Genomic DNA, 22,280 nt, shown 5'->3' with positions numbered 1-22,280 from the left:
GCCCTGGCGACCGCGAGGCCGTACGGGGCCGGTCACGGCCCGGCGGACCGGAGGGACTCACCTCGGTGTCCGGCGCCGGCCGTCCACGACCAGGGGGGTGAGGAGGCGCTGCTGCGCGACGTGACCGGTGTCGGCCGCACCGTTGTCGGTCACCGCCAGCAACCTCCGTCCGGCGTGCTCCGGCCGGACGCCGGGACCGTCGGCCGTCAGGGTGCCCGGCCGGCGGGTGATCCCCCCGATGGCGTCCTCGTCGATCGTGAGGCCCAGGCCGGGCGAGTCCCCGAGGAGGAACGCGCCGTCCTCGACGCTCAGGTCGGCGGACACCCCCACCGGCGGCCGCAGGTCCTGCAGCTCGCTGACCATGTGGTTGGGCACCGACGTCGCGGCGTGCAGCAGACCGACCGGGATGTTGCCGATGGGGCTGACCGGCAGGTCGTGGGCGTGCGCCAGGGCGGACACCCGCAGGAAGTGGGTGACCCCCCAGACCGCGGCCGTCTGGACGATGTCGACGGCCCCCGCGGCCAGCAGCGGACGGTACTGCTCCAGCCCGGTGAGGTTCTCCCCGGTGGCGACCGAGGCGCGGATCCCGCGGCCGACGACGGCCAGCCCCTCGGCGTCCCAGCGCCGGACGGGCTCCTCGATCCAGATGAGGTCCAGGGTGCGCTCGAGCTCGTGGACGTGCCGGATCGCCTGCTTGCGCGACCAGGCCTCGTTCACGTCGAGCATCAGGCCCGGCCGCGTCCCGTGCCCGGCCTCGGCCAGGACCTCCTGGACCAGCGTCAGGCGGTGCCGGTCCCGCTCGATGTCGAGGCCACCCTTGATCTTGGCCGCCCGCAGGCCGTGCCGGGCGTAGACCTCGTACGCCGAGACGAGCTCGTCGTCGGTGAGGCCGATGTCCAGGCCCGAGGCGTAGGCGGGGACCCGCCTGTCGCGCCCGCCCAGCAGGCGCCAGAGCGGTTCGCCGGCCGCCTTCGCCTTGATGTCCCACAGGGCGGTGTCGAGCGCGCCGATGGTCCCGAACACCGCGCCCGCGTGACCCGCCTTGAAGGTCTGCCGCAGCATGCGGTCGTACAGCGCCGTGACGCCGCGCGGGTCCTCGCCCTCGATGGCGGCGAAGAGGCAGTCGAGCTCCACGTGCGGCCCGAAGCCGGCGCCGGTGATCCCCTCGTCGGTGTCCACCAGGATGATCGAGATCGGAACGGTCCCGTCGGCGTAGACGCCGTTGGCGTCACCGACCGGACGGTCCCATTCCTGGACGGTCGTCAACGTGCGATACCCCGAGATTCGCATGTCAGCCCTTCGTGGAACCGGCGGTGACACCGTCGGCGATCTGGCGTTGGAGAAAGAGATAGACGATCAGGACCGGTACGGCGGCGATCAGGACCCCCGAGGCGAAGGTGGGGATGTCGTCGGAGTACTGCCCGCGCAGCGAGGTGACCCCGACCATGAGGGTGCGGTGGTCGGCCGACGGCATCATCAGCAGGGAGATGAGGACGTCGTTCCAGCAGAACAGCGCGTCGAGGATGCCGACCGACAACAGGGCCGGAGTGCCCATCGGCAGCATGATCCGCCGATAGACGCCGTACGTCGTGTTCCCGTCGATCCTCGCCGCGTCGACGATCTCCCCCGGAACGGTCTTGTAGTAACTCGTCATCAGGAAGATCGTGAACGGGAGGAACTGCGCGACGTAGGCCAGGATCAGCCCCGGGTAGGTGTCGATGAGGCCGGTGTCCGCCATGACCCGGGCGAGCGGCACCATGATCACCTGGAACGGGATGAACAGCGCCGCGAGACAGCCCAGGAAGAGCGCCTTGGAGCCGCGGAAGCGCAGCTGGCTCAGCGCGAAGCCCGCCATCGACCCCAGCAGCAGCAGGACGGCCACCGAGATCGTCACCACGACGAGCGAGTTGGCGAAGTACCGCGCCATGCCGACGCTGGTCCACGCGGTGACGATGTTGTCCCACTGCAGGGAGGTCGTCGGGGAGAACCGGTCGAGGACGTACTCGCGCCGGGTCTTCATGGCGACGTTGGTGGTGAACACCAGGGGGTAGATCGTCGCCAGCGCGAGGAGCGCCATCGGGACGGCGACCACCCACCTGGTCAGGCGGCTGCCGGACATCAGTCCTCCCTTCCGGAACGGCGGAGCACGCTGATCTGCATGAGTCCCACCACGAGCATGACGAGGAACAGGACCGTCGACGCGGCCGAGGCGAGCGCGGGGCGGTTCATCTGCCCCTGCTGGATCCAGACGTAGTACTCCGGCAGGTAGGTGGACCCCTCGGGCCCGCCGCTGGTCATGACGTACAGCAGGCCGAACATGGACGTCAGCATCCCGATCATCGTGGTCACGAAGACGAACTGGATGGTGCGGGTCAGGCCCGGGATGATCACGTGCCGGATGATCTGGGGGAGCGAAGCGCCGTCCACCCGGGCCGCGTCCAGGAGCGCGGGGTCCAGGGTGGCGAATCCGGCGAGGAACACCACCAGGGACATCCCGAAGGTCGCCCAGACGTGCACGCCGACGACCGCGAACATGGCGACGCCGGGGTCTCCGAGCCAGTCGACCGGGCCGGCGCCGATCGCCGCGAGGGCGGTGTTCAACGGGCCGTCGAAGGCGAGCATGAGGTTGAAGATCGCACCGATGATCACCGGTGAGAGCACGGCCGGGAAGAAGTAGACGCCGCGGAAGACCCGGTGCCCGGGCACCCGCAGGTAGACGAACGTCGCGAGCAGGCCCGGGATGGCCACCGCCACGGGAAGCAGCAGCACCAGCAGCCCGACGTTGCGCAGCGCGCTCTGGAACGTCGCGTCCTGGAACATCTCCAGGTAGTTGTCGAGGCCGACCATCGTCCCGTTGCGCTCGCCGTCTCCCGTGAAGGAGAAGTTGACGCCCAGCAGCAGCGGCCACAGCCGCAGCGCGACGATGATCAGCAGGGCCGGGGCCACCAGGACGTAGGGCGCCAGGCGTTCGGAGCGCAGTGTGCGGGAGGCCCGCCGGGGAGCGGGCCCGGTGCCGGCGGGCCCGGTGCCGGCGCGGCGCTCCCGCCGCCCGGTCTCTCCTCCGCCGGTCCGCCCGGGGCCGCCCGGGCGGACCAGCGGTGACGAATCTCGGATCGGCACGCGATCAGCTCGCCCGATCCGAGGTGGCCAGCTGCTCCACCACCTCGTCGACGGTCGCCGATCCGCTCAGGAGCTGCTGGGAGAGCCTTCCCATCAGATCCAGGGTCTTGGAGGACAACGCCACGTGCAGGGCGGGCTTGCCCTCCTTGATCTGGGACACGATCGTGCCGACGGCCACGGGGCCCTGCGACACGTCGATCGTGGTGTCGGACGTGATCGCGCCGGCCTCGGAGTAGAAGGAGGTCAGGGCGTCGGTCGTGGTGAGCGAGCGCACCATGTCGGCGGCCAGCTTCGGGTCCTTCGCCCACTTCGCGACCGCGTAGCCGATGCCGCCGTCGTAGGGGAGGTTCGGGGTGGTCCCGTCGGTGACGACCGGGGAGGGCATGACGCCGACCTTGTCGGCCCCCAGGAACTCGCTGAAGTCCTTCCAGTGCCCGATGTCCGACATCAGGCCGATGATGTGGGCGGCCTTGCCGGAGTTGAAGATCGTGAAGGCGTCGTTGAACATCGCGGTCGAGTTGGCCCCGTCGTTGTTCAGCTTGGCGTCGCCGGCGTCCTTCCACAGCTTGAAGATCTTCTTCACGCCGGGGGAGGACCAGTCGCGCCTGCCGGCGATCCAGTCGTCGTACTCCTTGGCCGTCAGGATGCCCGAGCCGAGGCCCGACATGAAGAACTGGATGCCGGCGCCCTCCTTGTTGCCGAGCGCGAAGCACTTGGCCCCGGTCTTCTGCTTGATGGTGGCACAGTCGCCGAGGAACTCGTCCCAGGTCGTGGCGGGGCCGTCGAGTCCCGCCTTCTCGTACAGCGTCTTGTTGTAGTAGATCGGGTGGCCCTGCAACGTCACCGGCGCGGCGTAGGTCTTGCCGTCCTTGCTGAACGCGTCCCAGCCCGCCAGGCGCTGCTTGTCCTCGGCCAGGTACTGGTCGAGCGGCAGGAGCGCGTTCACGCGGTCGCGGATCTGGCCGCCTCCGTTGAACAGCATGACGTCCGGTCCCGTGCCGGCCTGGATGGCCGCGCCCAGCAGGGTGTAGTACTGGTCGAACGGCTGGGCCACGAACTCGACCGTGACGCCGGGGTGCTTCTTGGCGAAGTCGTCCTTGGCCTTCTGGACGTACGCGGCCGCGGCCGCGTCACCGGACTTCCAGTCCCAGACCACGAGTTTCGTGACCTTGGCGGAGTCGCTCGGCGCCGCCGCGGGCCTGGTGGCGCTCCCGCAACCGGCCAGGGCCAGCCCGGCGACCAGGGCGACCGACCACAGTGTTCGCTGCTTCATCGCTGTTCACTTTCCAGAGGACGGCCGGCTCGCCCGGCCGCTGCGTGAGGCGAAACGTAATTCGTATGACGTATAACGTCAATAGGTGTGCCATATACTGACGTCGAAACGTGGCGCGGGCCGGGGCACCGGAGGAGATATGACGACATCGCAGGAGTCGCCCCCGAGCGTCGCCACCCCTCCGGCGTGGGTGCGACGGCCGGCCAACCTCGCCAGGGCGGTGACGGCGGAGCTGGTGGAGCGCATCGTGCGGGGGGTGCACCCCCCGGGCACGCCGCTGCCCGCCGAGCCCGCGCTCTGCGACGCCTTCGCGGTGAGCCGGACCGTCGTCCGCGAAGCGGTGAAGATCCTTCAGGAGAAGGGGCTGGTGCAGATCCGCCAGGGCAGCGGCACCATGGTCACCCCCCCGACGATGTGGGACATGCTCGACGAGCTCGTCCTCGCGGCGACCATCGCCGAGGACGACAGCCTGGGGATCCTCGACGACCTCGTGGTCACCCGGCGCGTGCTGGAGTCCGACATGGCGAACCTCGCCGCCCGTCTCGCGGACCAGGACACGATCGACCGGCTGCGCGCGCTGGTGGACCGGATGGACGAGCTCGTGGACGACCATGTCACGTACGCCAAGCACGACCTCGCCTTCCACGACACGATCATGCAGGCGTCCGGGAACCGCATCGCCCGTGGCGTGGTGCGGGCCCTGGAGAGCCAGGTCGTCAACACCGCCCGCTACATGGGCCGGCCCCAGCGGGCCCTGTGCGTGGCGTCCAACCTCGGCCATCGCCGCATCTACGAGCGCATCGCCGCCCACGACCCCGGCGGTGCCGCCGAGGCGATGTTCAGGCACATCACCGACGCCTGGATCGTCCGCCGCGGCGGGCCGGACGAGCCCGTGCGCCTGGAGCGCTGAACGCGCACCCCGCTCGAACGGCTCGAACGGCTCGAACAGGACGCGGCGCACGGCGGCTCCCGTCCGATCCGATGAACCCACCGGGCGCGGCCCGGCGGGCATGCCTGCGAACCAAGGGAAAGAAGGCGTTTCGTGAAACTGTTCCGGGTGGGACCGCGAGGTCAGGAGCGGCCCTGCGTCATGGGACCCGACGGCAGGGCGCTGGACCTGTCGGCGCTGACGGCGGACATCGACGGCGCGTTCCTCGCCGCGGGAGGCGTCGAGCGGGTGCGTTCCGCCCTCGCCGAGGGCGGCCTGCCCGAGGCCGGGCCGTACGAGCGGATCGGCGCCCCGGTGGCCAGGCCGGGGAAGGTCGTCTGCATCGGGCTGAACTACTCCGACCACGCGGAGGAGACCGGTGCCGCCCTCCCGGCCGAGCCGGTGGTCTTCATGAAGGCGTCCAACACGGTCGTCGGCCCCGAGGACGAGGTCCTGGTGCCGCGCGGCAGCGTGAAGACCGACTACGAGGTCGAGCTGGCGGTCGTCCTCGGCGGCACGGCCCGCTACCTGTCCTCCCCGCAGGAGGCGGCGGGCGTGATCGCCGGATACGCGATCGCCAACGACGTCTCCGAGCGGGAGTTCCAGAACGAACGCGGCGGCCAGTGGGACAAGGGCAAGTCGTGTGAGACGTTCAACCCGCTGGGCCCGTGGCTGGTCACCCCGGACGAGGTGGGCGATCCGCAGGCGCTCGGCCTGCGCCTGTGGGTCAACGGGCGGCTCCGCCAGAACGGCAGCACCAAGAACCAGATCTTCGGTGTTCATCATGTGATCTGGTACCTCAGCCAGTTCATGGTCCTGGAGCCGGGCGACGTGGTGAACACCGGCACCCCCGCGGGGGTGGCCCTCGGCATGGGCCCGGAGGCGTACCTGCGCGCGGGTGACGTGGTCGACGTCGAGATCGACGGCCTGGGCCGCCAGAGCCAGCGGATGGGACAGGCCTGAGAACGCACGGGACGCTCCCCGGGTGGCACACCCGGGGAGCGTCCCGTCCGGCCACGACGGCGCGCCGGCCTGCCGGGGCGGGGCAGGTGGACACGGCCCCGCCGCCGGAGGGGATCCCTCGCCGGGACGGCAGCCGTCCCCGGCAGGGGATCCCCGCAGGTGTCTTCTCATAGGTGCCGGTGAGGGGTCAGCCTCTGGTCCAGCGCTGGTTGTTGCCGCCGTTGCAGGACCAGATGGCGAGGCGGGTGCCGTTGGCGGTGGCGCTGTTGGGGACGTCGAGGCACTTGTTGGCGCCGAGGGCGGTGATGGTGCCGTCGGTGTTGAGGCGCCATTTCTGGTTGTTCTGGCCGTTGCAGTCCCAGATCTGGACGGTGGCGCCGTCGGTGGTGCTCTGGTTGCTGACGTCGAGGCACTTGTTGCCGTAGACGCGAAGTTCGTTCGCTGCGGTGGTGGTCCACTGCTGGTTGTTCTGGCCGTTGCAGTCCCACAGCTGGACGGCCGCGCCGTTGGCCTGTGAGACGCCGCTGACGTCCGCGCACCGGTTCGAGCCCACGCCACGGATCGGACCCGATCCCGGCCCCGGGGTCGGGGTCACGGTCGGCGTCGGCGTCGGCGTGGGCTCGGGGGTGGTCCCGAACTGCGAGAAGAACCTCCACACCTCGCCCTTGGTCCAGGTCGTGATGCCGCTCTCGGCGTAGGTCCCGTCCACGGGACCGGGCATGTGGCCGTTGTCGAAGGCGGCCCACACGACCGGGTACCCGGCCCGGCACCCCGAGTAGGTGGTGGTGACGTGCGTCCTGCTGCCCGACCCCGGCTCGGGCGGGTTCTGGGCGGTGCAGCCGTTGTTCCTGACGAACCTGTCGCGCAGCGACCGTCCCTGGGAGATGTTGAGGACGTTGTCGCCGATGCCGTGCAGTCCCATGTACGCGATCGGCTGGGTGCCGCCGCTGCACCCGCTGAGCTGCGCGCCGGCGTAGACCGCGACCGCGCGGAAGACCGTCGCCCTGCTGCAGGCGAGCGAGTAGCTCATCCCGCCGCCGTAGCTGAAGCCCATGGCGAAGCGCTGCGTGGTGTCGACGCACAGGGAGGCGTCGAGCAGCCTGTTCAGGTCGTCGACGAGGTTCACGTCCTCATTGCCGGAGTTGGCCCAGCCGCCGCCGAGGCCCTGCGGCGCGATGAAGATGCCGTTGTTGTTCGACATCTGCCGCATGCCGTAGAAGGACCAGGGGTACCCGCTGGTGCCGCCCGAGTCGATCTCGGTGGCGGTGCCGCCCCGCCAGTGGAACCCGAAGAACACCCGGTAGGGCGTGTTGTTGTTGTAGTTGTCGGGGAGCCGCAGGATGAAGGAGCGGGTCTTGCCGCCGCTCTGGATCGTGTGCGTACCGCTCGTCAGTGCCGGGTTCTTGCCGCACCCTGCGGTCGGCGCCAGGGCACCCGCGGCCGCGGACGACGCGGACGACGCGGACGACGCGGACGACGCGGACGACGCGGTCGCGCCGAGGCTGTTGCTCAGCGCCGCGTGACCCGTGGACACGACGAGGAGCGCCGCGACCGCGATCGCTCCGAAAAGGGATCTGCGCTTCGACATCACGCGACCCTCTCCGTGGTCCGGGCGGCGGCACGTCTGGATGGGGACATCACTTGGTTCTCCTTCATCGGGGGGTGAGAGCCTCGGACGGTACGGCTCGGCCGCGAGTCGCCCGGAGAGGTCCGTCCAGCCGCCGGTTCGCCCAGGAGGCATCCCGGAGACTCAGCTACCAATTACGTTGCGTACGCCGAGGTGCGTCAAGACCTTAAGCCCACTTATTTCTGACTCCTCACAGGGGAGCCTTTGTCAAAGTGGGACGTCTTTCAGACGTAACCGCAGCTGGACGAACTTCTCTTGTCTTCTGTCGACTCGCGGATCCGATAGTTCTTCAGATGTGTAGCATCAATTTTGGTGCGGATGGAGGGTGACGGCGACAGGGTCCCGGCCACCCCGCGCGGGTTCGCCCGGTGGAGGCCGGCCCTTCGCCCCGTGAGGGGTCAGCCTCTGGTCCAGCGCTGGTTGTTGCCGCCGTTGCAGGACCAGATGGCGAGGCGGGTGCCGTTGGCGGTGGCGCTGTTGGGGACGTCGAGGCACTTGTTGGCGCCGAGGGCGGTGATGGTGCCGTCGGTGTTGAGGCGCCACTTCTGGTTGTTCTGGCCGTTGCAGTCCCAGATCTGGACGGTGGCGCCGTCGGTGGTGCTCTGGTTGCTGACGTCGAGGCACTTGTTGCCGTAGACGCGAAGTTCGTTCGCTGCGGTGGTGGTCCACTGCTGGTTGTTCTGGCCGTTGCAGTCCCACAGCTGGACGGCCGCGCCGTTGGCCTGTGAGACGCCGCTGACGTCCGCGCACCGGTTCGAGCCCACACCACGGATCGGGCCCGATCCCGGCGTCGGGGTCGGAGTCGGCGTCGGCGTCGGGGTCACGGTCGGCGTCGGAGTCGGGGTGGGGGACGGGTTCACGCCGCCGTCGAGGCCGAGGAAGGCCAGGGCGTGCGGGAACATGCCGTCCAGCGGAAGGGAGTGACCGTGGCCCGCGAAGCTGAACGCCTCGACGGGAGGCTGGGTCGTGGTGGCGCCGTAGCGGGTCCGGGTCACACCCGATCGGGGGGTGTCGGTGAGCACCGGTGTCTGGCCCACCCCGTTCAGGTTGGTCCACTGCTTGATCTGCTCGCCGAAGTTGGGGTAGGCGAGCGTGGTGTCGGTGGTGCCGTGCCACAGCTGCATCCGCGGGTAGCGGCCGGTGTACCCGGGATACATCGCCCGTGCCTGGTCGCCCCACTGCTGCGCGGACTTGATCAGGTTCCCGCCGGAGCACTGGCTGTTCCACAGCGACCCGTTGGTGGTGGCGAAGCACCCGGCGGGCACGCCGGAGAACGCCGCGGCGGCGCCGAACACGTCCGGGTACTGGGCGGCGAGCACGTTGGTCATCATCGCCCCGGAGGAGAAGCCGCTGACCACGATGCGGGCGGGGTCGACGTTGTAGCGCTGCCGGGCCCACGCGGCCATGGACATGATCCCGGTGGAGTCGCCGCCGCCGTTGCGCCTGAGGGCGGCGGGGGAGGAGACGTCGAAGCACCGTCCCTCACGGGTGGCCTCGGGGAGCACGATGACGTACCCGTACCGGTCCGCCGCGGTCACGTAGTCACGTCCGACGCTGTTGAAGACCCCGGCGGCCGTGCCCGTGCAGTAGTGGACCATCACCAGCATCGCCGGCCGTGCCGCGACCCTGTCCGGCACGTAGACGTACATGTTCAGGTTCGTCGGGTTGGTCCCGAAGCCGGTCACCTGGGTCAGCGACGCGGCCGCGGCGGGCCGGATCGCCACGAGCAGGCCCGCGATCACCAGGGGTAAGGCGGCGGCCGCCAGGACGGCCCTGAGCCTTCGTTTCACGTCGTGTCCTTTTCGGTGTCCGGGGCGTCTGCGGGCGTGTGCTCCGAGACGCCCCGGCGTCGACAGGCGGATCCGGCCCGGGGAGCGGGCCGTCGTCGCTCAATGCCAGGCCTCCGGTGCGCGGTCGCACCGGAGGCCCTTCGGCGGGACGGAGGGAAGGTCAGCGGGCCCGGGAACCGGGACGCGTCACGTCACATCGTCAGCGCTGGAGTGTCAGCAGGCCCGGACGGTAGGGCAGGAGGCCGTAGTCCGGGGGGTTGATGTTGGGGTTGCGGCCCTGGTAGAGCAGCTGCAGGTTGCAGGGGTCGACGGTCATGGTCTGGTCGGCGTTGGTGCGCAGCAGCTCACCGTGGCTGATGTCGTTGGTCCAGGTGGCGCCGCTGTTGGCCTTGCCCGCGAACGGGTTGGACTCGGTGGCGGCCTGGGGGGTCCAGGTGCCGTTGAGGCTGGTGGCGGTGAAGGAGCGGAAGTAGCGGCCCTGGGAACCGATGGCCTCGACGATCATGAGGTAGCGGTTCTGGTTCTGCAGCTTGTAGACCTGGACGGCCTCGAAGAGGTTGTTGGTCGTGTCGCTCATGATGACGGTCGAGGTGGAGCCGAAGTTGCCGGGGAAGTTCCCGATCGGCATGCTGGCGCGGTAGATCTTGCCGTTGTCGCCGGCGAAGAACAGGTACATGTTCGTGTCGTCACCGATGAGGGCCTGGTCGATGGGGCCGGTGTTGGAGCCGGTGATGGTTCCGGAGAACAGGGTCTGCGGGGCCGACCAGCCGTTGGGGTTGGTCGGGTTGGTGGAGGTGCGGTAGGAGAACGCCGGGCCGCCCCACTGGTAGGCCAGCACCCAGATGTTCTTGGGGGCGAAGTAGAACAGCGAGGGCGCCACCGTGCCGGACGACATCGCGTTCTGGCTGGCCGAGGCCATCTCCGACCAGTTGGTGAACAGGCCGAAGTTCATCGACCCCCAGGAGGAGCCGTTGTCGTGGGTGGTGGCGTAGACGAGCTGCTTGCCCTCGTAGGGGGCGACGGTGAAGTCCTTGAGCGAGACCCAGCCCGACCTCGGGTTGGCCAGCACGCCCGTCGAGCTCCAGCGGTACGTCGAGGGAAGGTTGCACATACCGCCGGTCGGCGTCACGGTCGGGGTCGGGGTGGGGGTCACCGAGGTGCCGCTCCAGGTCCACTTCTGGTTGGTGCCGCCGTGGCAGGAGTAGAGGTGGAGCAGGGTGCCGTTGGCGGTCCCGGCGCCCACGGCGTCCAGGCACAGCCCGGACTGCACGCCGACGATGGTGCCGTCGGAGTTGACGCGCCACTTCTGGTTGTCACCGCCGTGACAGCCGTAGATCTGCGCCTTGGCGTTGCTGGCGGTACCGCCGGCGTCCAGGCACTTGTTGCCGTAGACCTTGAACTCACCGGCCGCGGTGTAGGTCCACTGCTGGTTGGGGTTGGTGTGGCAGTCCCACAGGTTCAGCTGGGTGCCGTCGGTGGTGCTGGAACCGGGCACGTCCACGCACCGGTTGGAGGCCACGCCCCTGATCTGCCCGGTGCCACTGCCACCCGTGGGGGTGACGGTCGGCGTCGGCGTCGGTGTGGGGGTCGGCTCCACTATGTTGAGGGCGTTCAGGACCGAGGTGTAGGCCGGCTTCTTGTTGCCGTTGCCGTCGAACAGCAGCGCGGTGGCGTTGGCGCCCAGCCAGGAGTCGCTGTCGCGCACGCCCCAGACGGTGATGCCGGTGCAGCGCGGCACGGCGAGGCAGTCGTTGACCACGTTGGTGTAGGTGGTCGCCGAGCCGCCCACGATGTCCAGCTCGGTGATCTGCACGTCGACGCCCAGGGCCGCGAAGCTGGAGATGGTGGTGCGGTAGTTGCTGTTGTAGGGGCTGTTGCTGTTGAAGTGCGACTGCAGGCCCACGCAGTCGATCGGCACGCCGCGGGCCTTGAAGTCGCGGACCATGTTGTAGACGCCCTGCGTCTTGGCCCAGCTCCAGTTGTCGATGTTGTAGTCGTTGTAGCAGAGCTTGGCGGCCGGGTCGGCGGCCCGCGCGGTGCGGAAGGCGACCTCGATCCAGTCGTTGCCGGTGCGCTGGAGGTTGGAGTTGCGCCGGGCGCCGGAGTTGCCGTCGTCGAAGGCCTCGTTGACCACGTCCCAGGCGTAGATCTTGCCCTTGTAGTGGTTCATCACGCCGTTGATGTGGTTGATCATCGCCTGGCGCAGGGGGGCGCCTTCCATCGAGCGCATCCAGTTGGGCTGCTGGTTGTGCCAGGCCAGGGTGTGGCCGCGGACCCGCTTGCCGTTCTGCACGGCCCAGTTGTAGACGCGGTCGCCACCGCTGAAGTTGAACTGGTTCTGGTTGGGCTCGGTGGCGTCGATCTTCATCTCGTTCTCGGCCGTGATCATGTTGAACTCACGGTTGGCGATGGTCGTGTACGCCGAGTCGCCGAGCCTGCCCGCGGCGATCGCGGTGCCGAAGTAGCGGCCGCTCTGGGCCGCGGCGGCGCCGAGCGTGCTCGCCGCGGCACTGACCGAGGCGGTACCGGCGGTGCCCGCGGAAGCGGCGCCGGCCGCCACCGGGCCGGTCACCGCCGTGAGCGTGCCGAGCACGAGGGTGCCGAGGGCACCGGTGATCAGAGCCCGGCGAAGACCGCCGAAGGGCCTGCGGGTCCGGGGTGGGGGTATGGCGTTGGTGCCCATGCCTGAGCCTCCATAACTGCATCACAGAAACGCGGAAACGGGTGGTCACGGGGGGACGCCCCGCGGGATCGACGCCGCGTTCCGTCATCAGGGAACGCACACCACCGGGGCGTCGTGACCGACGGCCCTCTGCCGCTCACCACCGACGTGGACATGGGGCCGTCTCGGGGACTCAGTGTGGAAAGTATTACAAAATGTGTCAAGCTAATCTGGCAAGCTCTCGTACCGCTATATGGCACACATGTCGCGCACCTGCGCCGACGCCTCCCGGTTCGCTGAAAACTGGGGCTCCGGGCCACCGCGGTACGGCGTTTTATGTGAAATTTTCATCACATCGTGTCGTCCGCGCCGATGCGACGGCCCGTGAACGGCAGCTGAGACGAGCGCACTCCCGTTTCCCTCGTCAGGGTATGTTTCGTACTCTTGACAGCCGCTTCTCGCCTGGTGTTTGCTGCGCTCCACCACCACCGCAAGCGTCCGGCAGATGAAGGAGCCACGAACGGCTGACGAAATGTTAACGCTCACATCGTGCTGTCCCTCCACGCACGCATGCCCGGCGACCACCGTGACCTCCTGGCGGACACCACGTCAGGACCTTCCCCCACGGACGCCGATTTCTTGACAGGAGGTTTTCTCGCGCGACGGAGACCCGGATCGGCCAGGCGAACCGGGCACGCCGGGCCTCGCGGCCTGCGAGGCCCGTCCCCGCTGGGCCCCGGTCCCGCCGTCCGGTGGCGAGGACCGTCCGGCCGCCCCGATCCTGCTCGTCCTGTCGTGTTCACCGCCGGTGAGAAGACGGACCGGAGCCGACCTTTGCCATATGGCGACGTTCGTCCTCGCGTCGGGACGTGAGCGCGGGGGGATGACACCCCGCAGACCGGCCGGGAGCGGTCCGACCTGATCGGCCGGCCCGCCGGGCACGGGGAGCGTGGAGCGGGGCCGGCCGGCCGTCGCGGCGTGCGCCGCCCCGACCGTCCCTGGAACCGGAGCGCGCCGATGGACGTACCCGCTGTCGTCTGGTGGTTCACGATCGCCGGCATCGCCGGTCTGCTGCTGTTCGACTTCGTCTTCCACGTGCGCAAGGCGCACGTGCCCACCCTGTCCGAGGCCGCCCGCTGGTCGGCCGCCTACGTCGGCGTCGCGCTCCTGTTCGGCGTCGGCGTGTGGGTCTTCGGCGGGACCGCGATGGGCGTCGAGTACTTCGCCGGGTACGTGACGGAGAAGGCGCTGTCGGTCGACAACCTGTTCGTGTTCCTCATCATCATGTCCAGCTTCAAGGTGCCGCGCGCCGACCAGCAGAAGGTCCTGCTCTTCGGCATCGTCTTCTCCCTGATCGCCCGGGCCGGTTTCATCTTCCTGGGCGCCGCGCTGATCAACTCGTTCGCCTGGGTGTTCTACCTGTTCGGCCTCATCCTGCTCATCACCGCCGGCAACCTGCTCAAGCCGGAGGGCGAGGACAGCCACTCCGCCGACAACATCGTGATCCGCCTGGCCAGGAAGGTGTTCCACACCTCCGACACCTACGACGGCGACAGGCTGTTCACCGTCCAGGACGGCAGGCGCGTCATGACGCCCATGCTGCTCGTCATGGTCGCCATCGGCGGCACGGACATCCTGTTCGCGCTGGACTCCATCCCCGCCATCTTCGGGCTGACCGAGAACGTGTACGTGGTGTTCACGGCCACGGCGTTCTCGCTGCTCGGCCTGCGCCAGCTGTACTTCCTCATCGACGGGCTGCTGGACCGCCTCATCTACCTCAGCTACGGTCTCGCCGCGATCCTGGGCTTCATCGGCGTGAAGCTCATGCTGCACGCGCTGCACGAGAACAACGTCCCGTTCATCAACGACGGCCGGCCGGTCCCGGTGGTGGAGATCGGCACCGGCCTGTCGCTGGGGGTGATCATCGGCGTCCTCGTCGTCACCGTGCTCGTCTCGCTGTTCAGTCCCAAGGGCAGGGCGCAGAACGCCGTCTCGGCGGCGCGGCGTCACGCCACGGAGTACCTGGAGGTCGAGAACGACCCTGCCCGCCGCGAGGAGATCTTCGCCGCCCTGGTCCGCGAGATCGAGGTCATCAAGGGGCTTCCCGAGAAGTACCGGGCGAGGATCCGCGAGGAGGACAGGCTGATGGCCCTCCTCACCAGGGCACGGGAGGCGCACGACGCCGCCCCGCCCCCCTGACGGGCCGGCGCGCGACGAGGCCCGCGCGACGAGGCCCACACAACAAGACCCGAGCAACGAGGCCCGAGCAAGGAGTCCGGCGCGAAACGAGGCCCGCGCGACGAGGCTGGCCCTCACCCTCCCGGGGGCGGTCCTCGCCGCGGGCCGCGGTCCCGGTCCCGTGACCCGTCCGCCGCCCCCGCGACGTGGCGGGCGTACGAGGGGCCGGGATCGCCGAACGCGATGCCGTTCTCGTCCATCGCGTTGTACACGGTCATCCGGCCGTGCGGGAAGACGAAGCCGAGGGCGACCATGCCCCTGGCCAGGTCGTCGTCGACGTACTCGAGGAGCTCCACGGAACGCAGCGCCTGTCCCAGCAGCGCGGTCGCCTCGGGGAACGCGTCCTGCCGCCACCGCAGCGGGATGCCCGTCCCGGCCCAGTCCAGCGGCCGGGCCGGATCGACGGCGTTCCAGGTGATCGAGAGATCGTCGAACTTGTTGTGAACGATCTCCACCTGCTCGCCGTCGAAGTCCAGCAGGACCGGCCCGTCGGTGAACCAGGTGTCGTCCTCCAGGTCCCAGACCACCAGCACGCGCGTCAGCCGCCGCCCTTCCAGGGCGGCCAGCCTCCGCCCCTGGGCCTGCATGATCATCGATAGGCCGGTGAGCCACTCCGGCCGGTAACCGGAGACTCCGAAGTCGAACATCTGACGATTGTCCCGGTCCGCCACGGCCGGGACGCGACGCGCCCCGGTTCAGCGGTCATGCAGGTCCACCGCCGGCCGCCTGGTCAGTTCCTTCTCCAGGGCGGCCAGGTAGCGCTCGTGACCCGTGCGGAGCTTGTCGACGCCGAAGATCAGGGAGACCAGCGGGCCGGCCAGGCTCTCCCGCATGGTCACCCGGGTGCGTCCGCCGGGCAGTGCCTCCAGCAGCTGCTGGTCGACGGCCTTGTAGCCGAAGACCACGCCGCTCCAGGTGAGCTCGCGTCCGGGGGCGACGACGGCGAACCTGGAGGTGATCCTCACCCCGCCGAGCCTCCAGCGGAAGGTGGCCCCGGGCGCCGTCTCGCCGAGCTGCAGCACCTCGTACCCCGGTGCCCACCGGGGCCAGTTCCGCAGGTCGGAGATCACCTCCCAGACCTGGGCGGGCGTCGCGTCGACGACGACGCTGGACGCCGAGGTCACGGGCGCCTCGGTGTCGATCCGGCCCCGGGCCGCGTACTCGGCGTGCAGGACCGCCGACGAGGGGCCGCGGTAGAACAGCTTGCTCATGATCACTCCTATAGGTTCGAGAGCAATGCTCTCGAACCTGAACAGTGATGTCAAGAGCACTGCTCTCGTTTCAGTTTTATGCTCTCCTCCGCGTCGATCGGCCTCTCGTCCGAGCCGGTCCCGGGCGCCGGGTCAGGCGGCCGACCAGCCCCCGTCCACCGGGACGATCGCGCCGTTGACGAACGAGGCGGCGTCGGAGGCGAGGAAGAGGGCGGCGTCGGCCATCCGCTCGGGCTCGGCCATCCGCTCGCCGAGGGCGAGCACCGGGCCGAGCCGGGCGATGCCGGCCGGGTCGAACGTCGCGTTCGTGGCGATGCCGGTCATGGTGGGGCCGGGCAGGATGGCGTTGCAGCGGATGCCCTCCCTGGCGTACGCCCAGGCGACGCTGCGGGTCAGGCCGACGACGCCGTGCTTGGACGCGGTGTAGGCCGCCCCGGCCGCGCCGCCGCGCACGCCCGCCTCGGAGGCGGTGTTGACGATCGCGCCGCGTCCCCGGCTCAGCATGTGCGGCAGGACGGCGTGCGTGACCAGGAAGGTGCCGGTCAGGTTGACCCGCAGGACCCGCTCCCACATCGCGACCGGGATGTCCGCGGGCAGAGCCATGCTGTCGAGGACGCCGGCGTTGTTGCACAGCACGTCGAGACGGCCGTACGCGCCGATCGCGGTCTCGACCAGCGCGGTGACCGACGCCTCGTCGGAGACGTCGGCGGTCACCGCGACGGCCGCGTCCCCGATGCCGGCGGCCGTGCGTCCGGCGCTCTCGGCGTCGATGTCGCAGACCACGACGCGGGCGCCCGCCCCGGCGAAGGCGACGGCCATCGCCCTGCCGATTCCGGAGCCCGCGCCCGTGACGAGGGCGACGCGGTCGTCGAAGCTGAGATGGGTCACGGGGTCACTCTTCCGATCGGTGAGGGGGCGGGGGTGGGGGCGCCGGACGGGAAGGGGTACGGGGACGCGCGGCCGTGCCGGACGGGACGGTGCCGTGACCCCGCCGGGCCCGCGGCCCCGCGTAACCGGACAATGTTATCCGGTTGCTACCGGAATGCGGGCCGGTGCTCCGGTCTTCAGGCCGGGATGTAGGCCCGCGCGGGAGGGCCGCCAGGCCCGAGCGTGCCTTGACTCGGCCGGTTTGTTACTCGATGTACTGGCTCAGGACGCTGAGTGGTACGCCCCACCGACCCGGCGAAGCAGGAGCCCGGCCACAGCTTGTTCGCCCGGTAGCAGTGGCGGGCCGGTTCGGGGAACTCTTGGGGCATCCTGCGAGAGGACACGCCTTTGATGGAGTTGACCAGCTTGGACAGGGTGATCTTGGGCGGGACGTTCACCAGCAGGTGGACGTGGTCGTCTCGCCGTTGAACTCGATAAGCTCGGTCTCGAAGTCAGCGCACACCTCCCGCATGATCTCCTCCATGCGTTCCAGGTGAACACCCGGTGCCGAACCTTGGTCACGAAAACCACGTGGGCATGCAGCACAAAAACACAGTGCCTACCGGCCTCCGTCTATCCGTAGTCGGTCATATACCCAGGGTAAGATCGTGGTGTGCAGCTCAGGTACAACTTCCGTCTCCACCCGACCCCCGGTCAGTGCCGAGCGCCGGCGCGGGCGTTCGGGTGCGCGCGAACGGTGTACAACGACGGGCTGCGCCTACGGCAGGAGGCCCACGAACAGGGCCTGCCGTACATCCCCGACGGGGACCTGTCCAAGCAGATCATCACTCAGGCCAAGCAGACCCCGCAGCGGGCGTGGCTGGGCGAGGTGTCGGCGGTGATCCTTCAGCAGGCGCTCGCGGACCTGAACGTCGCCTACCGCAATTTCTTCGCCTCGCTTTCGGGGAAGCGAAAGGGCCGCAAGGTCGCCGCACCTCGGTTCCGGTCTCGAAAGGATTCCCGGCAAGCGGTCCGGTTCACCAAGAACGCCCGGTTCGCCGTCACGGCGGGCGGGAAGCTGCGTCTGCCGAAGATCGGGGACGCGCCGGTGCGCTGGTCGCGATCACTGCCGTCCGATCCGTCGTCGGTGACGGTGGTCAAGGACTCCGCGGGCCGGTACTTCGCGTCGTTCGTCGTCGAGACGAGCGAGCAGCCGTTGCCACAGACAGACTCCCAGATCGGCATCGACCTGGGGCTCACCCATTTCGCGATCACGTCGGACGGCCAGAAGATCGCCAATCCCCGCCTTCTACGGCGGGCGGCAAAGAAGCTCCGCCGGGCGCAGAAGGCGTTGAGTCGCACGCAGAAAGGTTCCGCGAACCGCCAGAAGGCCAAGCTCAAGGTCGCCAAGGCGCACGCAAAGGTGGCCGACACGCGCCGAGACTGGGCACACAAGCTCTCCACCATGTTGATCCGCGACAACCAAGCGGTGTACGTGGAGAACGTGGCGGTGTCAGGTCTGGCGCGCACGAAGCTGGCCAAGAGCGTGCACGATGCGGGCTGGTCACAGTTCGTCGGCATGCTGGAGTACAAGGCGAAGCGGTACGGGCGGACCTTCGCCAGGGTCGACCGCTGGTTCCCATCGTCGAAGCTCTGCTCAGCGTGCGGCACCATCGCCGGATCCATGCCGTTGAACGTCCGGTCGTGGACCTGCCCGTGCGGGGCCGTCCATGACCGAGACGTCAACGCAGCGATCAACATCCTCGCCGCCGGGCAGGCGGAGAGATCAAACGACTGCAGAGCGCAGGTAAGACCGGAACGTGTTCCGGCGCCGCGCGAAGAAGCAGTAACCCACCCGAAGCCGCACACGCGGCAGGCGGGAATCTCCCTCCTTTAGGGCGGAGAGGATGTCAACATAGCCGCTATGCCTGCCGTGCGTCGACCCAACAGAGGACCGAGCGCCGCGGCGGAGAACCGGGCGGCGCTGATGGCGGCGGCCCGCGTGGTCTTCGCCGACGCCGGGTACGACGCACCGCTCAGCGCGGTCGCCCGCGTGGCCGGGGTCGGGCAGGGAAGCCTCTACCGGCACTTTCCCGACCGCGTCAGCCTGGCGCTGGCCGTGTTCGAGGACAGCGTCGCCGACCTGGAGGCGCTGGCCGCCGGGCCCGGCACCACCCTGACCGACGTGCTGGACCTGCTCACCGAGCAGACCATCGCCTCGACCGCGTTCATCAACATGGTCAGCGTGCCGCCCGAGCCCGACCCCCGGATCATCGAGGTACGGGACCGCGTGGCCAGGGTGCTGGAGAGCAGGCTCCCCGAGGCCCGGCGTGCCGGTCACATCCGCGCGGACATGACGGCCGACGACCTGGTCCTGGCCGTGGGCATGCTGGCCGGGCTGCTGGCCAGGATCCCGGCGGCCGAGCGGGCCCAGGCCGCCGAGCAGATGTGGAGGCTGCTTCGCAGGGGGATCGAGCCGTGAACGGAGCCGTCCGGGCGGACGGGTGACCCGTGCGATCGCGTCCGGCGTACGGGTCCCGGAGGTTCCCGGCGGACACCGCGGGGTGTGTCACCTCCGGCCCGGACCCGGCGTGCCCGCGTGGGTCTGCTCGAAGGGGTCGGAGGGGATCGTCCGGGTGGCCTGGACGGCGCGGCGCAGCCGGCCGTCGGCGGAGAGCTCCCCGAACATGTAGATCTCGCTGGTGACGGTCCTGCCCTTGCGCATCTGCGCGACGAGCCGGTACCGGACGGCCACCTGGTCGCCGTCCACCAGCGCCTGATCCACCTCGACGCGGACGTCGGCGACCTGCTTGCGGGCCGGGCGGATGTGGTCGAGCAATCGCTGCCGGTCCAGCCGTACCCCGTCGGTGACCACCTCGTAGTCCGGCGTGTGGTAGCGGTCCAGCACGGCCGCCGGGTCCTCGTCGCTCAATGCCGCCTCCCGCGGGTAGCGGGTCAGGTATCCGGTCAGATCGGCGCGGGGCGTCATGTGGTCTCCCTGGATCGGCTTATCTTTGACATCGTGTCCACGATAACGCCGGATGCTAGATTGGACAACGTGTCAGAGATGCCCGGCGGCCGACGTCGGCGACGGCGTTCGGACGGCGAGCGCAGCGCCGCCGCCGTGCTCGCCGCCGCCGTCGAGGTGCTCGGCCGGCAGCCGGACGCGAAGGTGGAGGAGATCGCCGCCGCGGCCGGCGTCACCCGCCAGACCGTGTACGCCCACTACCCGTCCCGGCCGCTGCTGGTGGCCGCGGTCGTCGACCATCTCACCGCCGAGACCGTCGCCGCCCTCGATCTCGCCGACGTGGACGGCCGGACCGCCACGGAGACGCTGCTGAGCTGGCTGGACGTCACCTGGCGGATGTTCGACCGGTACCGGCTGCTCCTGCACTCCTCGGTGACCGCCGCCGACCCCGCCGACACCGCGGAATCCGACCGGCAGCACGCCACGGTCGCCGAGCGCCTCGGGAGGCTGATCGAACGCGGCCAGGCCGCCGGGGAGTTCGACGGCGGCCTCGACCCGGCCTGGCTGGTCTCCGCGACCGTCGCGCTCGGTCACGCGGCCGGCGGTGAGGTCGCCGCCGGCCGCATGACCGGCGCGCAGGCGTCGGCGGCGCTCTGCCACAGTGTCCTGCGCGTGTACGGCGCCCGCACCCCGGGGCCGCGCGCGACCGGGCCGTCCCGGCATACTTGATCTCATGCAGCGTCGCTTCCGGCAGGTCGATGTCTTCACCACCGTCCCCTACCGGGGCAACCCGGTCGCCGTCGTGCTCGACGCGGAAGGGCTGAGCGCCGAGGAGATGCTCGGGTTCGCGCGCTGGACGAACCTGTCGGAGACCACCTTCGTGCTGCCCCCGCAGGCACCCGGCGCGGACTACCGGGTGCGGATCTTCACCCCGGGCCTGGAGCTGCCCTTCGCCGGGCACCCGACGCTGGGCACCTGCCACGCCTGGCTGTCGTCGGGCGGTGTGCCGGCGAGGTCCGACGTGGTCGTCCAGGAGTGCGGGCTCGGCCTGGTCCCGGTCCGCCCGACCGCGGACGGCCCCGCCTTCGCCGCACCCCGGCTGCTGCGCTCCGGACCGGTCGAGGAGGAGGTGGTCGAGCGCGTCGCGCGCTCGCTCGGCATCGCCCGCGCCGACATCCTGGACGCCGAATGGGCCGACAACGGGCCCGGCTGGGTGGCCGTCCTGCTGTCGAGCGCGCAGGAGGTGCTCGCGCTGCGGCCGGGGATCGTCGACCTCGACGTGGGTGTGGTGGGCCCCTACCCGCCGGGATCCCCCGAGGCGTTCGAGGTCCGGGCGTTCTTCCCCAAGGACGGGGCCACGGCCGAGGACCCGGTGACCGGCAGCCTGAACGCCTCGCTCGCGCAGTGGCTGCTGCGCACCGGCCGGGCCGAGGCGCCGTACGTGGCGAGCCAGGGGACCGTGCTCGGGCGCGCCGGGCGCGCCCACGTCTCCCGCGACCCCGACGGGACGATCTGGGTCGCGGGCGGCACGGTCACCTGCGTCACCGGCCACGTCGAGCTGTAGGTCCCCGGGCCCGCCGGGCCGTGACGCCGCGCGGACGCGCGGACGGTCAGGTGACCGGGACGATCCTCGCCTCGACGAGGCGGCCGTCCTCGACGCGCAGCGTGCCCAGGGTGCCGTGCGGCTGGCGGCGGCGGTCGGTGGGCGAGCCCGGGTTGAAGATCCGCAGGCCGTCCGCGGCCTGGTCCATCGGGATGTGGGAGTGCCCGAACACCACCAGGCCGGCCGTGGGGAAGCGGCGCCGCATCCGGGCGAGCCGGCCCTGGGCCGTCCCGCTGTCGTGGATCATCGCCACCCGCAGCCCGCCGAGGTCCAGCTCCAGGGTCTCGGGGGCCACCACGTCCGGCCCGTCGTTGTTGCCCTTGACCACGTGGACCGGGGCGTAGGCGGCCAGCTCGTCGATCACCCCGCCCACGCAGACGTCCCCCGCGTGCAGGATCAGATCCGCCCCCCGCAGGTGCCCGGCCACGGCGGGCGGGCACGTCTTCCACCGCCGGGGCGCGTGGGTGTCGGAGAGCACGACCACGTTCATACGCCCATGCTCCCACCGGCCCGCGCCCGGTCGAAGTACGTCTCCACGACCCGCGTGTGCAGCGGGAACGCCAGCTCCCGGGGCCCGTCGATCACCAGCCACTCCGAGGTCTCCGACGTGGCCGCGACCGCAGGGAGGGAGGCCGCGTCGGTCCTCGGGCCCTGGGCGAAGATCAGCACGGTGCCGTCGGGGGCACTGAGCACGTCGAGGAGCCGCACCTCGTCCACGTCGACGTCGATCCCGGTCTCCTCGCGCAGCTCTCGCACGGCCGCCCGCTGCCAGGACTCGCCCATGTCGACGAAGCCGCCGGGCAGGGCCAGGGCACCCCGGCGCGGTTCGATGGCGCGCCGGATCACCAGCAGGCCGTCGCCGACCGGCAGCACCATCACCGCGACCGGCAGCGGGTTGAGGTAGGCGGTGTTGCCGCAGCCGGAGCAGGTCCGCGGCCACGCCTGGTCGGACGCGAAGGCCGCGCCGCAGAAGGAACAGTGGGAGTTCTTGGTCGTCATCCCGGTGAGACTAGACCAGGCCGGGCGGCCG

At 70.0% G+C, this 22,280-nt stretch carries 20 protein-coding genes and 1 pseudogene; 7 read left to right on the top strand and 14 right to left on the bottom strand.

All coding sequences use genetic code 11. The features are described 5' to 3' along the window. Positions 1 to 57: 57 nt before the first annotated feature. Genes ABD832_RS40710 through ABD832_RS40695 form a run of 4 tightly spaced genes read right to left on the bottom strand, consistent with a single transcriptional unit; the run spans position 58 to position 4,393 of the window. Positions 58 to 1,266, bottom strand: coding sequence for a mandelate racemase/muconate lactonizing enzyme family protein (locus ABD832_RS40710; RefSeq protein ID WP_344907858.1), 1,209 nt, complete (start codon positions 1,264 to 1,266; stop codon positions 58 to 60). Between the two features lie 25 nt (positions 1,267 to 1,291). Beyond that, positions 1,292 to 2,119, bottom strand: coding sequence for a carbohydrate ABC transporter permease (locus ABD832_RS40705; RefSeq protein ID WP_344907855.1), 828 nt, complete (start codon positions 2,117 to 2,119; stop codon positions 1,292 to 1,294). Next, positions 2,119 to 3,120, bottom strand: coding sequence for a carbohydrate ABC transporter permease (locus ABD832_RS40700; RefSeq protein WP_344907852.1), 1,002 nt, complete (start codon positions 3,118 to 3,120; stop codon positions 2,119 to 2,121). The genes ABD832_RS40705 and ABD832_RS40700 overlap by 1 nt, the downstream gene beginning before the upstream one ends. A gap of 4 nt (positions 3,121 to 3,124) precedes the next feature. Beyond that, entirely contained in the window at positions 3,125 to 4,393 is a 1,269-nt protein-coding gene (locus ABD832_RS40695) for an ABC transporter substrate-binding protein (protein WP_344907849.1), read from the bottom strand. A 139-nt stretch (positions 4,394 to 4,532) separates the two neighbouring features. On the opposite strand from ABD832_RS40695, the gene ABD832_RS40690 reads away from it, so the two are divergent. Both ABD832_RS40690 and ABD832_RS40685 read left to right on the top strand, forming a co-directional pair. Then, the gene (locus tag ABD832_RS40690; RefSeq protein ID WP_344907846.1) at positions 4,533 to 5,303 is read left to right on the top strand and encodes a FadR/GntR family transcriptional regulator; all 771 of its coding nucleotides are present in this window, start codon (positions 4,533 to 4,535) and stop codon (positions 5,301 to 5,303) included. A gap of 132 nt (positions 5,304 to 5,435) precedes the next feature. Beyond that, on the top strand, positions 5,436 to 6,284 hold the full coding sequence (locus tag ABD832_RS40685) for a fumarylacetoacetate hydrolase family protein (RefSeq protein ID WP_344907843.1): 849 nt from the start codon (positions 5,436 to 5,438) through the stop codon (positions 6,282 to 6,284). A 187-nt stretch (positions 6,285 to 6,471) separates the two neighbouring features. Here the strand turns inward: ABD832_RS40685 and ABD832_RS40680 are convergent, their stop codons facing one another. From ABD832_RS40680 to ABD832_RS40670, 3 genes are all read right to left on the bottom strand, one after another. Further along, entirely contained in the window at positions 6,472 to 7,872 is a 1,401-nt protein-coding gene (locus ABD832_RS40680) for a lectin (RefSeq protein ID WP_344907840.1), read from the bottom strand. A 437-nt stretch (positions 7,873 to 8,309) separates the two neighbouring features. Next, positions 8,310 to 9,701, bottom strand: a complete 1,392-nt coding sequence (locus ABD832_RS40675; RefSeq protein WP_344907837.1) for an extracellular catalytic domain type 1 short-chain-length polyhydroxyalkanoate depolymerase — start codon at positions 9,699 to 9,701, stop codon at positions 8,310 to 8,312. A gap of 199 nt (positions 9,702 to 9,900) precedes the next feature. After that, the gene (locus ABD832_RS40670) at positions 9,901 to 12,384 is read right to left on the bottom strand and encodes a non-reducing end alpha-L-arabinofuranosidase family hydrolase (protein ID WP_344907834.1); all 2,484 of its coding nucleotides are present in this window, start codon (positions 12,382 to 12,384) and stop codon (positions 9,901 to 9,903) included. A 996-nt stretch (positions 12,385 to 13,380) separates the two neighbouring features. On the opposite strand from ABD832_RS40670, the gene ABD832_RS40665 reads away from it, so the two are divergent. Next, on the top strand, positions 13,381 to 14,562 hold the full coding sequence (locus ABD832_RS40665) for a TerC family protein (protein ID WP_344907831.1): 1,182 nt from the start codon (positions 13,381 to 13,383) through the stop codon (positions 14,560 to 14,562). A gap of 113 nt (positions 14,563 to 14,675) precedes the next feature. Here the strand turns inward: ABD832_RS40665 and ABD832_RS40660 are convergent, their stop codons facing one another. The 4 genes and pseudogenes from ABD832_RS40660 to tnpA all read right to left on the bottom strand — a co-directional run bounded on the left by ABD832_RS40660 (position 14,676) and on the right by tnpA (position 17,285). Next, positions 14,676 to 15,248 (bottom strand): hypothetical protein, encoded by a 573-nt coding sequence (locus ABD832_RS40660; RefSeq protein WP_344907828.1) that lies wholly within the window; start codon positions 15,246 to 15,248, stop codon positions 14,676 to 14,678. A gap of 48 nt (positions 15,249 to 15,296) precedes the next feature. Then, on the bottom strand, positions 15,297 to 15,812 hold the full coding sequence (locus tag ABD832_RS40655) for an SRPBCC family protein (protein ID WP_344907825.1): 516 nt from the start codon (positions 15,810 to 15,812) through the stop codon (positions 15,297 to 15,299). 132 nt (positions 15,813 to 15,944) lie between these two features. After that, positions 15,945 to 16,700, bottom strand: coding sequence for an SDR family NAD(P)-dependent oxidoreductase (locus ABD832_RS40650; RefSeq protein WP_344907822.1), 756 nt, complete (start codon positions 16,698 to 16,700; stop codon positions 15,945 to 15,947). Between the two features lie 244 nt (positions 16,701 to 16,944). Further along, positions 16,945 to 17,285 (bottom strand): annotated as a pseudogene (tnpA, locus tag ABD832_RS40645) (IS200/IS605 family transposase). Positions 17,286 to 17,352: 67 nt separating this feature from the next. Here tnpA and ABD832_RS40640 point away from each other — a divergent pair. Together ABD832_RS40640 and ABD832_RS40635 are read left to right on the top strand one after the other, a co-directional pair. Beyond that, a complete protein-coding gene (locus ABD832_RS40640) occupies positions 17,353 to 18,576 on the top strand; it encodes an RNA-guided endonuclease InsQ/TnpB family protein (protein ID WP_344907819.1) in 1,224 nt (407 codons plus the stop codon). A gap of 27 nt (positions 18,577 to 18,603) precedes the next feature. Next, positions 18,604 to 19,161, top strand: coding sequence for a TetR/AcrR family transcriptional regulator (locus ABD832_RS40635; RefSeq protein WP_344907816.1), 558 nt, complete (start codon positions 18,604 to 18,606; stop codon positions 19,159 to 19,161). Positions 19,162 to 19,248: 87 nt separating this feature from the next. Here ABD832_RS40635 and ABD832_RS40630 read toward each other — a convergent pair whose 3' ends face one another. Further along, on the bottom strand, positions 19,249 to 19,668 hold the full coding sequence (locus ABD832_RS40630) for a nuclear transport factor 2 family protein (protein WP_344907813.1): 420 nt from the start codon (positions 19,666 to 19,668) through the stop codon (positions 19,249 to 19,251). 78 nt (positions 19,669 to 19,746) lie between these two features. On the opposite strand from ABD832_RS40630, the gene ABD832_RS40625 reads away from it, so the two are divergent. Then, positions 19,747 to 20,376, top strand: a complete 630-nt coding sequence (locus ABD832_RS40625; protein ID WP_344907930.1) for a TetR/AcrR family transcriptional regulator — start codon at positions 19,747 to 19,749, stop codon at positions 20,374 to 20,376. A gap of 4 nt (positions 20,377 to 20,380) precedes the next feature. Then, positions 20,381 to 21,211, top strand: coding sequence for a PhzF family phenazine biosynthesis protein (locus ABD832_RS40620; RefSeq protein WP_344907810.1), 831 nt, complete (start codon positions 20,381 to 20,383; stop codon positions 21,209 to 21,211). Between the two features lie 46 nt (positions 21,212 to 21,257). On the opposite strand, the gene ABD832_RS40615 is transcribed toward ABD832_RS40620, so the two are convergent. Next, complete coding sequence (locus ABD832_RS40615; protein WP_344907807.1) at positions 21,258 to 21,740, bottom strand: metallophosphoesterase family protein; 483 nt, start codon at positions 21,738 to 21,740, stop codon at positions 21,258 to 21,260. Then, positions 21,737 to 22,249, bottom strand: a complete 513-nt coding sequence (locus ABD832_RS40610) for an NUDIX domain-containing protein (RefSeq protein WP_344907804.1) — start codon at positions 22,247 to 22,249, stop codon at positions 21,737 to 21,739. Before ABD832_RS40610 ends, ABD832_RS40615 begins: the two co-directional genes overlap by 4 nt. Between the last annotated feature and the right edge of the window lie 31 nt (positions 22,250 to 22,280).

This window comes from Streptosporangium longisporum (assembly GCF_039534895.1).
Taxonomy (GTDB): Bacteria; Actinomycetota; Actinomycetes; order Streptosporangiales; family Streptosporangiaceae; genus Streptosporangium; species Streptosporangium longisporum.
The sequence above is the reverse complement of the archived record's forward strand: the minus strand, read 5'-3'. Positions and strand labels throughout refer to the sequence as shown.